Origin of the sequence: Nocardia mikamii NBRC 108933, from assembly GCF_001613505.1 — a bacterium.
Taxonomy (GTDB): domain Bacteria; phylum Actinomycetota; class Actinomycetes; order Mycobacteriales; family Mycobacteriaceae; genus Nocardia; species Nocardia mikamii.
Genome location: NZ_BDCM01000014.1, coordinates 156,453 through 170,953, shown reverse-complemented (window position 1 = coordinate 170,953; position 14,501 = coordinate 156,453). Strand labels below are relative to the sequence as shown.

The window sequence follows — 14,501 nt, the reverse complement described above, 5'->3', positions numbered from 1 at the left end:
CCGGCGCTGTCCAGTCGCCGGACCTCCGGGCCTCACCCGCGGCCCTGGCGACGATGCCGGCCGACGCTCGCACAGACCTCGCGGTCGTTCGCACAGCAACGGAAGTGGCCGAATGAGCATGGTTCCCCTACCCCCGTCCCGGACCGCCATCGCCGTGGTCGGGCTGTCGTGCCGCCTACCGCAGGCGCCCGACCCGCAAGCCTTCTGGCGGTTGCTGCGCGGCGGTATCGACGCGATCACCGATACCCCGCCCGAGCGGTGGCGCTCCGCCGACGAATCGCTGCGGCGAGGTGGATTCCTCGACACCGTCACGGATTTCGATGCCGCGTTCTTCGGCATCTCCGCGCGCGAGGCGATCGAGACGGACCCGCAGCAGCGGTTGATGCTGGAATTGGCCTGGCAGGCATTCGAGGATGCCCTCGGCCGCCGGCCCGGCCGCACCGGAGTATTCGTGGGCGCGATGGCCGACGACTATCGCATCGTGCAGCAGCGCCGCGGCGATGCGGCGATCGCACACCACACCGGTGCGGGGGCCAGTCGCGGCGTGATCGCGAACCGGATCTCCTACCTGCTCGGCCTGCGCGGTCCCAGCCTCACCGTCGACACCGGACAGTCCTCGTCGCTGGTCGCGGTCCATCTGGCGATGGAGAGCCTGCGTCGCGGCGAATCGACCGCCGCGCTGGCGGGCGGAGTGCAGCTGAATCTGGTCGAGGACAGCGCGTTGCGGATGTCGCGGTTCGGCGGACTGTCGCCGGACGGTCGCTGCTACACCCTCGACGCGCGGGCCAACGGTTTCGTCCGTGGCGAGGGCGGCGGCTTCGTGGTCCTCAAGACGGTCCCGCAGGCGCTCGCCGACGGGGATCGGATCTACGCCGTGCTGCGCGGCAGTGCGATCGGAAACGACGGCGCGGGAAAGGATCTCACCACGCCGACGGTCGACGGGCAGCGTGCCGTACTGCGCGAGGCATACCGTGCGGCCGGTGTCGACCCGGCCGCGGTGGCCTACGTGGAACTGCACGGAACCGGGACGCGGGTGGGTGATCCGGTGGAGGCCGAGGCGCTCGGCGCCGAATTGGGTGCGCCGCGCCGCACCCCGCTGCTGGTCGGATCGGTGAAGACCAATATCGGGCATCTCGAAGGTGCGGCCGGAATCGCCGGCCTGCTGAAGGTCGTGCTGGCTGTACATCACGGGGAACTACCGCCGAGTCTGAACTTCCGGACCCCGAATCCCGCTGTGCGATGGAAGGATTGGCGGCTCGAGGTGGTGACCGGCCGACGCGTCTGGCCGGACGGCGAACGCGTGGCGGGGGTTTCGGCCTTCGGTATGGGCGGCACGAATTGCCACGTGGTCGTCGCGGCCGCGCCGGATCGACCGGCGGGCGGCGACACTCCCTCCGGTCCGGCTGTCGCGGTCCGGCCGGTGCCCTGGGTCTTCTCGGCGGTTTCGGACGCGGGCGTGCGGGCGCTGGCGGCGGATCTGCGGGCGGGCATACCCGATTCGGATGCCGCGCTGCCGGCTGTCGCGCGGACGCTCGCCGCCCGTTCCGGCCTGCCCGAGCGCGCGGTCGTCTTCGCGCAGAGCGCGGACGAGCTTGCCGCTGGGCTGCAACAGGTTTCGCGGAGCGAGACCCGGGTGGTCTCCGCGCGCGACGCATGGTCCGACGACCGCCCGCTTCCGGTCCCGGCAGGTCCGTCGGCGACCTTCCGGGAGCTGACGGAGTTGTGGGCCTTCCCGGCGGCCGCGGCCGAATCCGTCGCCTTCGTCTTCCCGGGCCAGGGCGGTCAATGGGCCGGTATGGGAGCGCGTCTGTGGGAGACCTCCGCGGTGTTCCGCGCCTGGGTGAGCGTGGCGGATGAGGTGATCGCGGCCGAGACCGGATGGTCGGTGCGAGAGGTGCTGCTCGACGTGGACGGCGCACCGTCGCTGGAACGCGTCGACGTGGTACAGCCGGCCCTGTTCGTGACGATGGTCGGGATCGCGCTGGTGTGGGCGTCCTGGGGGATCGCGCCGGACGCGGTGGTGGGCCATTCCCAGGGTGAGGTGGCGGCGGCTTTCGTGGCGGGCGCGCTGACCCTCGGCGACGCCGTGCGTGTGGTCGCGGGCCGCTCGGCGCTGGTCGCGCGGCGGCTCAGCGGGGCCGGACGCATGGCCGTGGTGTGGGCACCCGCGGATTCGGTGCGGGCCCGTCTTGTCGACGGAGTCTCGGTGGCCGCGATCAACGGCCCGGCCACGACGGTGCTGACCGGCGACCCGGAGGCGTTGGCGGCGTTGGTGTCTCGTTACGACGACGAAGGCGTGCGGGTGCGCTGGGTGGACGTCGACTACGCGTCGCACTCGCCCCAGGTCGACCCCGTGCGTGCGGAGTTGGTGGCCGAATTGACCGCGGTGCGGCCCCGCCGCGCGCAGGTGCCGTTCTACTCCTCGGTCACCGGGGCGCACCTGGCCGTGGCCGGATTGGACGCCGAGTACTGGTTCCGCAACCTGCGGGAACCGGTGAATTTCGCCGGCGCTGTGGACGCCCTGGTCGCCGGTGAATTCCGGACCTTCGTCGAATGCTCACCGCATCCGAGTCTGGCCGGGGCGGTGGAGGATGCGGCGGGCCCGCGGGCGGTGGTCCTGAGTTCGCTGCGCCGGGACGACGGTGGGGCGAACCGCCTGCTGGAGTCGCTGGCCCAGGCGTGGGTGGCCGGCGTCGGTGTCGATTGGGCCTCCGTCGTCGGACCGGGGGCCCGTCGGCCCGCACCGCGATACTCGTTCCGCCGCACCACCTTCTGGCCCGGCGTGGCGACCGCCGCGGAGTCCGGCCGCCCGGCCCCCGGCACACGCTGGAACGCGCTGGGGCCGGCCCGTCGCCGCCGGGAACTGCTCGAACTCATTCGTGCCGCCGCGGCAGCGGTCGGTGCCTCGGACATCTCCGACACCGCGGTGAGTTTCACCGGCAGTGGATTCGATTCGGTGATGGCGATCGAACTGCGAAACCGGCTGTCGTTCGCGACCGGCCTGTCACTGCCCGCGTCGGTCCTGTTCGACCACCCCAGTCCCGACCGGCTCGCCGGCCACCTCGCGAATCTCCTGAACACCTCTCCCGTCCAGGCGCTTTCGGCACCTCGTGCCGGCGACGCCGTCCAGGACACCGGCAGTGACGTGCCGGACGATTCTGATGCGATCGCGATCGTCTCGATGGCCTGCCGTTATCCCGGCGGCGCCGACACCCCCGAGAAACTCTGGGATCTGGTGGTTTCCGGACGGGATGCGATCGGCCCGTTCCCGGCCGACCGCGGCTGGGATCTGGCCGGGCTGTTCGACGACGAGCCCGGGCGGGCCGGCAAGTCGTCGGCACGCGCGGGCGGATTCCTCTACGACGCACCGCAATTCGATGCCGAACTGTTCGGGATCTCACCGCGTGAGGCGGCCGCGATGGATCCGCAGCAGCGCCTGCTGCTCGAAACCTCGTGGGAGCTGTTCGAACGCGCCGGGCTGAACGTGCACGCGCTGCGCGGCAGCGATACCGGCGTATTCGTCGGCGCGATGGCTCCCGACTACGGACCGCGCATGAGCGAGGCCGGCGAACGGGCGGCCGGATACGTCCTGACCGGCACCACCGGAGGCGTGGCCTCGGGCCGGATCTCCTATGTCCACGGCTTCACGGGGCCGGCGCTGACGGTGGACACCGCGTGCTCGAGTTCGCTGGTCGCCCTGCATCTCGCGGCGGCCGCCCTGCGGCGCGGCGAATGCTCGCTCGCCGTGGCCGGCGGCGCGACGGTCATGTCCACACCGGGCATCTTCGTCGAATTCTCCCAGCAGCGTGGACTCTCACCGGACGGCCGCTGCCGTGCCTTCGGTGCCGGTGCCGACGGCACCGGCTGGGCCGAGGGTGTGGGAGTGCTGCTGCTGGAACGTTTGTCGGATGCGCGGCGCCACGGCCACCGCGTGCTGGCCGTGCTGCGCGGCAGTGCGGTCAACTCCGACGGGGCGTCCAACGGCTTGACCGCGCCGAACGGGCCCGCTCAGGAGCGAGTGATCCGCCGGGCCCTCGCCGATGCCGGGCTGACCACCGCGGACGTCGATGTGGTGGAGGGACACGGCACCGGAACCGCGCTCGGTGATCCGATCGAGGCCCATGCGCTGCTGGCGACCTATGGCCGCGACCGGGCGGGCGGGCATCCGCTGCGGCTGGGCTCGCTGAAATCCAATATCGGGCACAGTCAGGCGGCCGCGGGCGTCGGCGGCGTGATCAAGATGGTGCAGGCGCTGCGGCACGCGGTGCTGCCGCGCACGCTGCACGCAGACCGGCCGTCACCGCTGATCGATTGGGCCGCCGGGCAGGTGGAACTGCTGACCGCCAACGAGCCCTGGCCGGTGACCGGCCGCCCGCGGCGCGCGGCGGTGTCCTCGTTCGGCATCGGCGGCACCAATGCGCACGTGGTGCTGGAACAGGCGCCGGTCGTCGCGGACTCCGCACCCGCCGCGCGCGGCGGGCCGGTGCCGTGGATTCTGTCGGCGGCCTCGGCCGACGGTTTGCGCGAACACGCCGCCGCGCTGGCCGATTTCGCCCGGCGGCCGGACGCACCGCATCCGCGCGGGGTGGCCGCCGCGCTCGCCACACGCGCCACCCTGGCCGAGCGCGCCGTGGTGATCGGGCGTACCCCGCGGGACTTCGCCGAAGCGCTGCACCGGATCGCGCAGGCACCGACGCGGGTGGTCGCGGCCGTGCCGACGCCGTCCTCGCACGAGCACGAGCCGGTGCCGCTCGGCAACGCCGCGCTGACCTTCCCGGAATTGCTGGCGGCGTTCGGGTTTCGATTCGAGCCGGTCGAGGGCGTCGCCGTGCTGTTCCCCGGCCAGGGCGGCCAGTGGGCGGGGATGGGAGCGCAGCTGTGGGAGTCGTCGCCGGTCTTCCGTGCCTGGGTGTCGACCCTGGACGTGGTGGTGCGGGAGGCGACCGGCTGGTCCGTCAGGGACGTGCTGCTCGACCGGGCCGGGGCCGAACCGCTCGACCGCGTCGACGTGGTGCAGGTCGCGCTGTTCGCGATGAGTGTCGGGGTGGCGCTGGTGTGGGCGTCGTGGGGGATCGGCGCGGAGGCGGTGGCCGGCCATTCCCAGGGTGAGGTCGCGGCGGCGTTCGTCGCGGGTGGTCTGACCCTCGCAGACGCCGTGCACGTCGTCGTGACGCGGTCGCGGCTGATCGCACGGAAACTGAGCGGCTCCGGCGGCATGGCCGTGGTGTGGGCCGCGCCCGAGCGGATCCGGCCGCGGCTGGTGGACGGCGTGGTCGTCGCCGCCGTCAACGGACCCGAAGTCGTTGTGCTGTCCGGAGATTCGCAGCGCTTGCGCACGGTCGCCGACGGTTTCGAGGCCGAGGGCGTTCGGGTGCGCTGGGTGGATGTCGACTACGCCTCCCATTCGCCCGCGGTGGAGGCGGTCCACGACGAACTGGTGGACCGACTCGCGGCGTTGCGGCCGCGCAGCTCGGCGGTCGCGTTCTACTCGTCGGTGCACGGGGGCCTGCTCGACACCGCCGAACTGGACGCGGCCTACTGGTTCCGGAATCTGCGTGAGCCCGTCGACTTCACCGCGGCGGTGGCGGCGCTGGCCGCCGACGGATTCCGCTTCTTCGTCGAATCCTCCCCGCATCCCGGTCTGGTCGGGGCGGTGGAGGAGACGGTGGGCGCCGACGGCGTCGTCGTCGGATCACTGCGGCGCGGGGAGGGCGGGCTGGACCGGCTGCTCCCCGCGGCGGGCGAGGGCTGGGTGCGCGGGTTGCCGGTCGACTGGCCCCGCGTCATCGGCGCCGCACCGGACGCCGAGGCGCCGACGTACACCTTCCGGCGCCAACGCTATTGGCTGTCCGCCGAACCGCCTCGCGCGCGCACGGCCGACGACTGGCGCTACCGCATCGACTGGCGCGCGCTGCCGCCGGCCACGGCGCGTCCGGCCGGACGCTGGCTGCTCGTCGGCGCGCCGGCCGAGGTGCGGGCCGCGCTGTCGCGATCGAGGCTCGAGGTCACCGACGACCGCGACTCCGGGCCGTGGCGCGGTGCGTTGTCGTTCCTCGGCGATATCGGCGAAACCCTGGAACTGCTGCGTTCGCTCCCCGAACCCGTTCCGCTGTATGTGATCACGCGCGGGGCGGTGAGCGTGGCGGGGGAGCCGCTCGCCGACCCGGCGCAGAGCGTGCTGTGGGGTCTCGGCTACAGCCTCGCGCTGGCGCGTCCGGACCGCTGGGGCGGTCTCATCGACCTGCCCGCGACACCACTGGACGCGGATCTCGTCGCCACGCTCGAGAGTGCCTTGAACACCGCGACCGAGAACCAGATGGCGGTACGCCCGTCGGGTCTGTTCGCGCGCCGGCTGGTGCGTGCCCACGCGCGGATCGACCGCGGTCCGTGGCGATCCCGGGGTTCGGCGCTGGTCACCGGAGGAACCGGCGCGATCGGCGCCCGGGTGGCCCGGTGGCTACTGCGAACCGGCACCGACCATGTGGTCCTGCTCAGCCGCAGCGGTCCCGCCGCGCCGAACGCGGCCGCGCTGCGTGCGGAATTCGGATCGGCGATCACCATCGTGGCCTGCGACATCACCGACCGCGCGGCACTGGGCCGGGTGATCGGCGACATCGCCGATCTCCGCACGGTCGTTCATGCCGCGGGCGTCGTGGACGGCAGGGCCGTGACCGAGGTGACGGCCGCCGACATCGCACGCGTCATCGGGCCGAAAGCCGTTGCGGCACAATATCTCCACGAATTGACCGGTGTTCTGGACGCTTTCGTCCTGTTCTCCTCGGGCGCGGCCGTCTGGGGGAGTGCCGACCAGGGTGTCTACGGCGCGGCCAATGCCTATCTCGATGCCCTGGCGGCACACCGGCGCGGACTCGGCCTGCCCGCCACCTCGATCGCCTGGGGCGCGTGGGACGGTGGCGGCATGGCCGCCGAACCGGGCGCGGCGCAGCGGTGGCGGCGGCAGGGAGTCCTGCCGATGGACCCCGAGGCGGCACTCGACCAACTCGAACGCGCGCTGCGCGCCGACGAGAGCGGGCTGCTCGTGGCCGATATCGACTGGGCGCGCTTGGCGCCGGTGCTCACCGCCGCGCGACCGCTCCCGCTGCTGGCGGAGCTGCCCGAAGCGCAGACGGCGGCCGAGCCCGTCGAGGCCACGCCCGGCCGGAGCTTCGCCGAACGCCTGGCCGCCCTGCCCGAGGACGAGGCCGACCGCGCCCTGCTCGAACTGGTTCGCGCCGAGATCGCCGCGGTGCTCGGCTACGACGCCCCGCGCGCCGACGATGACGATCGCAATCTGCTCGAGCTGGGTTTCGACTCCCTGACCACGGTCGAATTGCGCAATCGGCTCAATGCCGCGACGGGACTGTCGATCGCGGTGACCTTCCTGTTCGACCACGCCACCGCCAGCGAGCTGGCCAAGGCGCTCGGATCCGAACTCGCCCTCGCCGATGAGCCGCCGGTCGCCCCGGCCGACCCGGTCAGCATGCTGTTCCACCAGGCGTTCGAATCGGGCAAATTCGCGGAGGGGATGGCGCTGCTGCGCGATGCGGCACGGCTGCGGCCGATGTTCGACAGCGCGGCGACGGTGCCACACCCCGATCCGGTCACCCTCGCCGAAGGCGACGGCGGCCCGCAGATGATCTGCTTCTCCGCGCTGGTGGCGATGACCGGTGCGCAGGTGTACACCCGTTTCGCCGACGAATTCCGCGGGCAGCGCAGGGTTTCGGCGTTACCGGCTCCCGGTTTCGTCAGCGGTGACAGCCTGCCCGCGACGATCGAGGCGGTCATCGATCTGCAGACCGAGATCGTCCGGCCGATCGCCGCCCGGGCGGAGGTGGTGCTGACCGGAACGTCGTCCGGCGGCTGGCTGGCGCACGCGGTAGCCGCGCGGCTCGAACGTGACGGGCTTCGCGTCGCCGGGGTGGTGCTGCTGGACACCTATCTGCCCGATGCGGATCTGCTGCGGCGTGCTCAACATCGGGTGATCGGTGGCGTGCTGGATCGGCAGGCCGGATTCGGGCTCGCCGACGGCGTGCGGTTGTCGGCGATGGGCTGGTACATACCGCTTTTCGCGAACTGGCGGCCGGAGCCGATCACGGCGCCGACGCTACTGGTGCGGGCGTCCGAGCCGCTGCGCGACCACACCGGCGCGGCGCTCGAGGATCTGGACTGGCGGTCGGCGTGGACGCTGCCGCACACGGTGAAGGATGTGCCGGGCGACCATTTCACCATCCTCGAGGAGCATGCGGCCTCGACCGCGCGCGCGGTGCGCGAATGGCTGGACCGCTGACGCACGAAGGGCGCCGGCCACGGCCGGCGCCCTTTGCGTCATCACGCCGATCACTCGATGACGGCGGCGTGCACCAACTGGCGCAGCCGGGAGAACAGCGGCAACGCCTTGGAGGGGAACAGCTGTGGAAAGGCCAGTGCGGTGATCCGGGTGACCGGGTCGACGAAGAAGTAGGTGCTGGTCGCCGAATACCAGGAGAACTCACCGGGATTCGCGATCACCTTGCTCGCCGCCGGATCGAGCACGGTCATGAAGCCGAACCCGAATCCGAGGCCGGCCATCGTGGTCAGCGCGGGCAGCACCGGCCGGCCGAAGCTTCCGAGGTCGGCGCCGCCGGGCAGCTGATTGGTGGTCATGTACCGCACCGTGGCCGGCGAGAGCACCCGTGCGCCGTTCCAGCTGCCGCCCGCCAGCAGCATCTGCAGGAAGGTGTGGAAGTCCGCGGCGGTGGTGAGCAAGCCGGCGCTGCCGGACAGCCAGGTCGGACGCTGGGTGGGGTCGCCGCCCATCGCGTCGTTGCGGACCGCCAGACCGGTCGCCGGATCGGCCATGTAGATCGCGGCGAGCCGCTGGGTCTCCTCCGGCTCGATCCAGAATCTGGTGTCGTGCAGTCCGAGAGGCTGCGTAATGCGTTCGGCGAAAACGGTATCGAGCGACTTGCCCGAGACCACCTCGATCAGCCGGCCGAGCACGTCGGTGCTCACGCCGTAGTTCCACGCGGTACCCGGTTCGAACAGCAGCGGCAGCGAAGCCCAGGTGTCCACGGCGGTCGCCAGGTCGATTCCGGGCGGCGCGCTCCACTCGAAGCCGCGTTGGACGTACAGCTCGTCCACGGGATGGGAATGATGGAAGCCGTAGGTGAATCCGGCGGTGTGGGTGAGCAGATGCCAGATCCGGATGGGTTCGCGCGCGGGCCGCGACTCCAGGTTCGCCCCGCCGCCGCGGGTGTACACGCGCACATCGCGCAGCGACGGAATGTAGTCGGCCACCGGATCATTGAGCCCGAAGGCCCCGTCCTCGTACAGCGCCAGCGCCGCGACGGAGGTGAACGGTTTGGTCAGCGACCAGGAGCGAAACAAGGAGTCGGCTTCCATCGCGAGGCCGGCCTCGCGGTCGCGGTGGCCGCCGGTGCCGATATGGGCGATCTTGCCGTCGCGCGCGATGATGCCGACCCACCCCGGCATCCGGCCCGCTTCCACCAGGCTGTCGAGGTAGTCGTCGAACCGCCGCAGCCGGTCCGGGTCCAATCCGGCCTCGGCCGCGTCGATTTCGATCTTTATCTCACTCATGATGTGGCCCCTGCCTGTTCCGGAGTACGGAGAAGAGAATTTTCGGCGAGATTCTTGCCAGCCGACACCGTGAATAGTAGCTTTAGTTCGATAGATGTACAACTATCGAACTATGTTGTGCCGGTGGTGAATTCGCGCCGGTGCAATGTCCTCCGGCCCAGCCGTCGTCGACGCAGATGAAGTGGAGTTGGTTGTCATGTCCCGCTACGGGGTCACCCTGCCCTTGCCGTTCGTCCCGCTCCCGCGCCATCGCGAAATACTGGGCGAGCTGGCCGATCTCGGTTACACCGACGCGTGGACCGGTGAATACGCCGGGGTCGATGCCTTCACGCCGCTGGTGCTCGCCGCGGCATGGGGTTCGCCGTCGCTGCGGCTGGGCACCGCCGTCGTGCCGGTGTACACCCGCGGGCCCGCGGTCATCGCCCAGACCGGCGCCGCGCTGGCCGAGCTGGCCCCCGGCAGGGTCGTGCTGGGCATCGGATCCTCCGGAGCGCAGCTGGTTACCGGGATGAACGGGATCGCGATGGACGAGCCGTATCGACGGGTGCGCGATACGCTACGGTTCCTGCGTCATGCCTACGAGCACGGCCGGGTGGCGGGGCGCTTCGACACCTTCACCATCGAGGATTTCGAACTCGGGCGGCCGGCGGAGATTCCGCCGCAGCTCATGGTCGGCGCGCTGCGGACCGGCATGTTGCGGCTCGGATTCCGGGAAGGCGCCGGCGCCATCACCAATTTCCTCACCGCCGAGGACATTTCGACGGTCATTCGTGGCCTCGGGGCCGATCGCGACCGCGGCGAGCTGGTCGCCCGCATTTTCGTCTGCCCGACCGAGGATCTCGACTACGCGCGCGAGTCGGGCCGGCGGATGCTGACCCACCTGTTCACCCGGCCGACCTACGGCGCCTTCCACGAGTGGCTGGGGCGGGGCGATCAGGTCGAACAGGTCCGCAAACATGTTGCGGCGGGAGATCTTCGGCGCGCGGGCGAGGCGATCTCCGACGACGTGGTGGACGGTGTCCTGGTGCACGGCAGCCCGGACCGCTGCCGGGAGCAGATCCACCGCTACGTCGAGGCCGGGGTCGACACTCCGGTGCTGATGATCCAGTCGACGCCGGAGTTGTTCGCCGGCGGACCGGAGGCGGTTCTGCAGGTCGTGCGCGACTTGGCGCCGCGACCGTGAGCGGTGTGCCGGCGGGTACTTCCACAAGTGACGAACAATTGATTCTACGTGGGGTTTCTCGTCGCTGCGGATTTGTCAAGTATTTCGCCGGTTACTGTTCGAATCCGGTTTTTCCGGTTCGCGAATTGTTTGCGCCCGAATTTCACTCCGCGTGAATCCATCTCATATTGCCGCAATGGCCCCCAGGTGTTAGCGTTATTTGTCGGGTTTGTTCCCGAGTTGTGATAGGAGCATCCCGATATGGTGTCCGCGCCGGCATTGTCGGCGGTTCTCGTTCGCCATACCTCTCGTCACCTGCCGGGCCTGCAACTGTATTCATGGCCCATGGAAATTTGGGGGCCTTGATGACCGTGACCGAACTACCGAATACGGCCAGGGAATTCGGCGACGCCCATGGGCGCGATTCGGGTCGTGCCAGGGTTCTCGTGGTGTGCGGCGAGCAGATCATGCGCAGCGGACTGATCTCCGTACTGCGCGGAATGCCGGATGTCGGCTGGGTCGGACCGGCGGTCAACAGCGAAGCGGCACTGAAGATGGTGGCCGCCGACAAGGCGGATGTGGTGGTGCTCGACCACTGCCCCTCGCCACGCTGGGACGGGCCCGGCCTGACCCAGCGCCTGACCGCGGTGCGCCCCGGCGGCGAGGTCGGCGTCGTCGTGGTGTCCGAGGGCACCGACAGCGAACTGCTGCTGCGGTATCTGCAGGCGGGTGCGCGCGGGCTGGTGTCGCGGCGCTCGAGTGCGGTCGACCTGGTGAGCGCGGTGGATGCGGTGGTGCGCGGCCAGGCTATGTTGTCGCCGTCGATCACCCGGCTGGTCCTCGACGCCACGGCTCCGTATCTCCCCGCGGTGGCGCACAAACCGGTCACCGCCCTCGACAGCCTGACCCAGCGCGAGCACGAAATCCTGATCCTGGTCGCCGACGGGCTGTCCAACAGCGAGATCGCCCAGGTGCTGCACGTCAGCTACAAGACGGTGAAGTTCCACGTCTCCAACATTCTGCGCAAATTGTCCGTCCGCACCCGGGCACAGGCGATCGTGTACCTGCGGCCGACGGTGACCATCGCCTCACGCGCCGGCTGAGTTTCCCGGCGGGCCGATCTCTTGTGCTCGTCGAAGATCGGCTGTTATCTTTGTATTCGAAAGTTCGCCAAGTGTCGAACTTGAAATTCGACTCACCGTTCGAGGCAGTTTCTCATTCGTCGTCGCATTTTCCGATCCAGGAGGGGGAATCCCCATGTCGAATTCCATCGACGAGACGCTCGACTACTATCCGTTTCCACTGGGACCGCTCGGCGAACCACCGGAGCGATTCTCGGAACTGCGCGCCCAGTGCCCGGTCACCAAGGTGCGGTTACCCAGCGGCGACACCGCATGGGCGGTGACCGGCTACGACGAGGTGGTCGCCGCGATGTCCGATTCTCGGCTGTCGCGCGCGGCCCTGCGGGAACCGGGTGCGCCGCGGGTGATCAACGGTCCCGACTTCGCCGACAACCCCTTCAATCTGCTCAGTCAGGACGGCCCCGACCACCGGCGTTTGCGGCGGCTGATCTCGCCCGCGTTCACGCCCAAACGTGCCGAGCAGATCCGCCCGCGCATACAGGAGATCGCCGACGAACTGGTCGACGCGCTCGAGGCGGGACCGCGCCCGGCCGACCTGCACCACGACTTCGCCGCCCTGCTGCCCATCTGGGTGATCACCGATCTGCTGGGCGCCTCGCGGGAACGTCGCGCCGACATCCAGCGCTGGACCGACCATCTGGTCAGCATCACCGCGCACACCGCCGACGAAAGACTCACCGCGCGTGAGGAATCCGCCGCCTACGTCATCTCCCTGCTCGCGCAGCGGCGCGAGGAGCTCGGCGAGGACCTGCTCTCGGATCTGATCACCGCCCGCGACGACGGTGACCGTCTCTCCGAACAGGAACTGGTCTGGCTGACGATCAATCTGCTCGTCGCCGGGCACGACACCACGGTCAGTGCGCTCAGCCGCGCGGCGTTCATGGTGCTGCGACATCCGGACCAGTGGCGGCTGCTGGTCGATCAGGTCGGTGACCGCCAGGTGGTGCGGCACGCGGTGGAGGAACTGCTGCGCTACGCCCCGCCGTCGGAAATCGGGTTCATTCGCGTCGCCACCGAGGAACTCGAAATCGGCGACGTCGTCGTGCGCCAGGGCGAAGGGGTCATCCCGATCATGCACGCCGCCGGTCGCGACACCCGCCACGTCATCGAACCCGACCGCCTCGACCTCACCCGCGAGGATGTCAAACACGTCGCCTTCGGCCACGGCAGTCACTTCTGCCCCGGCGCCGGGCTCGCGCGGCTGGAACTGGAGATCGGGCTGGCGACACTCGCCCGGCGGCTGCCGAATCTTCGCCTAGCGGTCGCGCCGGAGAGCATCGACTGGTCCAGTGGCCTGCTCACGCTGCGGCCCAACACTTTTCCGGTGGAGTGGTGAGCGTGACGGAACCTCATTCCGGCGTCGTGTCCGAGCGGCGCTGGCTCACCGTGCTGGCGATCTGCGGATGTTTCGTCGGCTTGGACGCGCTGGTGGTCTCGCCGCTGGCGCCGCAGATCACCCACTCCGTGCACGTCTCGCCCCGGCTCGGCGGTCTGCTCGTCACCGCCTACGCGCTGGCATACATGATCGCCGCGCCGATCTTCGGTCCGCTCTCGGACCGCTGGGGGCGCAAGCGACTGATGACCGCGGGACTCACCGTCTTTGCGATCGGCACGGTGCTGACCGGATTCGCGTCCGGCTTCGCGGCGATCATCGTGTTCCGCGCGATCTCCGGACTCGGCGCCGCGATCCTGGTGCCGGCCATCCTCGCCTTCGTCTCCGGTGCGGTGGCGGCCGAACGCCGGGGCGCCGCGATCGGGGTGATCGTGGGCGCGATGATGGGCGCCTCGGTGCTCGGAGTGCCCGCGGGCGCCTTCCTGGCCGGAATCGTGTCCTGGGAGTGGACATTCTGGGGTATCGGTATCGCCGCGGCGCTGTTGCTGGTTCCGCTGACCAGGTTCGTCCCGCACAGTGCGCCGGCCGCGGCCGCACCCGCGGGGCCGCTGGCCATCTTCGCGCGGCAGTTCCGCGCCGCACTCGGCAATCCGGCGGTGCTGTTCACGTTGCTGTGCACCTTCCTGTGGACCGCGGGACTGCAGGGCATGTTCGCCAACGGTGGACTGTTCTACTCGAGCAACTTCGGACTGACGACCGGATGGGTCGGGCTGGCGCTGGCCGGCGGTGGCGCGATGAGCGTTGTGGGCAACATCTACGGTGGCCGCCTTGCCGATGCCGTCGGCCGTCGCCGGGTCATCGCGGTCGCGGCGCTGGTGGCCGCGGCGTCGGTGCTGGCCTTCTCGCTCTCGACCGGATCGCTCGCGCTGGCGATCGTGGTGCAGATCGTCTGGGGCGGAGCGGTCGGTTTCGGCCAGTCCGCGCTGACCACCCTCGCCAGTGAACTCAGCCCGGATGCGCGCGGAACTGTTCTGGCACTGAACTATTCGGTGCAGTACGGCGGGATGATGGCGGGTACCGCGGCGGCCGCCGCACTGCTCGACGGCGGTTCTGCGTTCTGGTCGGTCGGGCTGCTGTGCGGCGTGTGCAGTCTGCTGGTCTTCCCGGTGGTGACGCTGCTGCTCGGCCGCAGGACCGCGGTGACGACGCCGGAGTCTTCCGGAGCACAGCCGACTCCCGCAGGTTCATAGGCTGTCCCGGGCCGGGAGTGCCGCGCGGCGCTCCCGGC

At 70.2% G+C, this 14,501-nt stretch carries 6 protein-coding genes; 5 read left to right on the top strand and 1 reads right to left on the bottom strand.

From position 1 onward, the window contains the following. The first annotated feature begins 112 nt into the window (after positions 1-112). A complete protein-coding gene (locus NMI01S_RS22325) occupies positions 113-8,287 on the top strand; it encodes an SDR family NAD(P)-dependent oxidoreductase (RefSeq protein WP_063000211.1) in 8,175 nt (2,724 codons plus the stop codon). 50 nt (positions 8,288-8,337) lie between these two features. Here the strand turns inward: NMI01S_RS22325 and NMI01S_RS22320 are convergent, their stop codons facing one another. Next, complete coding sequence (locus tag NMI01S_RS22320; RefSeq protein WP_063000210.1) at positions 8,338-9,576, bottom strand: serine hydrolase domain-containing protein; 1,239 nt, start codon at positions 9,574-9,576, stop codon at positions 8,338-8,340. Between the two features lie 196 nt (positions 9,577-9,772). Between NMI01S_RS22320 and NMI01S_RS22315 the strand changes: the two genes are divergently transcribed. The 4 genes from NMI01S_RS22315 to NMI01S_RS22300 all read left to right on the top strand — a co-directional run bounded on the left by NMI01S_RS22315 (position 9,773) and on the right by NMI01S_RS22300 (position 14,463). Beyond that, entirely contained in the window at positions 9,773-10,759 is a 987-nt protein-coding gene (locus NMI01S_RS22315) for an LLM class F420-dependent oxidoreductase (protein WP_063000208.1), read from the top strand. Between the two features lie 344 nt (positions 10,760-11,103). Next, complete coding sequence (locus NMI01S_RS22310) at positions 11,104-11,841, top strand: response regulator transcription factor (RefSeq protein WP_063000206.1); 738 nt, start codon at positions 11,104-11,106, stop codon at positions 11,839-11,841. Positions 11,842-11,995: 154 nt separating this feature from the next. Further along, positions 11,996-13,216, top strand: a complete 1,221-nt coding sequence (locus NMI01S_RS22305; protein ID WP_063000204.1) for a cytochrome P450 — start codon at positions 11,996-11,998, stop codon at positions 13,214-13,216. 2 nt (positions 13,217-13,218) lie between these two features. Then, on the top strand, positions 13,219-14,463 hold the full coding sequence (locus NMI01S_RS22300; RefSeq protein ID WP_063000202.1) for an MFS transporter: 1,245 nt from the start codon (positions 13,219-13,221) through the stop codon (positions 14,461-14,463). Positions 14,464-14,501: the final 38 nt, after the last annotated feature.

Excerpts from the sequence above, each read along its gene's own strand:
- NMI01S_RS22325 (WP_063000211.1), top strand. The coding sequence starts at position 113 with ATGAGCATGGTTCCCCTACCCCCGTCCCGGACCGCCATCGCCGTGGTC.
- NMI01S_RS22320 (WP_063000210.1), bottom strand. The coding sequence starts at position 9,576 with ATGAGTGAGATAAAGATCGAAATCGACGCGGCCGAGGCCGGATTGGAC.
- NMI01S_RS22315 (WP_063000208.1), top strand. The coding sequence starts at position 9,773 with ATGTCCCGCTACGGGGTCACCCTGCCCTTGCCGTTCGTCCCGCTCCCG.
- NMI01S_RS22310 (WP_063000206.1), top strand. The coding sequence starts at position 11,104 with ATGACCGTGACCGAACTACCGAATACGGCCAGGGAATTCGGCGACGCC.
- NMI01S_RS22305 (WP_063000204.1), top strand. The coding sequence starts at position 11,996 with ATGTCGAATTCCATCGACGAGACGCTCGACTACTATCCGTTTCCACTG.